The organism is Sulfoacidibacillus ferrooxidans, from assembly GCF_022606465.1.
Classification (GTDB): Bacteria; Bacillota; Bacilli; order Alicyclobacillales; family SLC66; genus Sulfoacidibacillus; species Sulfoacidibacillus ferrooxidans.
This window is the reverse complement of record NZ_JALBUF010000129.1, coordinates 1-259: the sequence shown is the minus strand read 5'-3', so window position 1 is coordinate 259 and position 259 is coordinate 1. Positions and strand designations below refer to the sequence as shown.

Genomic DNA, 259 nt, shown 5'->3' with positions numbered 1-259 from the left:
ACGAAAAAAGATGTAGAAAACTACCATGTCGAGCAAGCAATTGGAAAGGTGGAGTACTAATTGGGAACTATGCAGCTCAATCGAAAGTTAGAGCAAGCGAAAACGGAGTATTTTCAGATGCGTGGATGGCTAGAAGAAGAGATTATGCGTGTCCTCTACGCATACTCAGAAAGTGCTTTTGGCATCACATTTTCAGATATCATCCGCAAGCTGGTATACCACTGGGAGAAGGGAGAAGATGATCAAGAACGATATATCG

At 42.5% G+C, this 259-nt stretch carries 1 protein-coding gene; it reads left to right on the top strand.

What is annotated here, in order from left to right:
• Positions 1-60: 60 nt before the first annotated feature.
• The coding region (locus MM817_RS16690) for a hypothetical protein (protein ID WP_241717202.1) at positions 61-259 on the top strand (199 nt) is incomplete at its 3' end.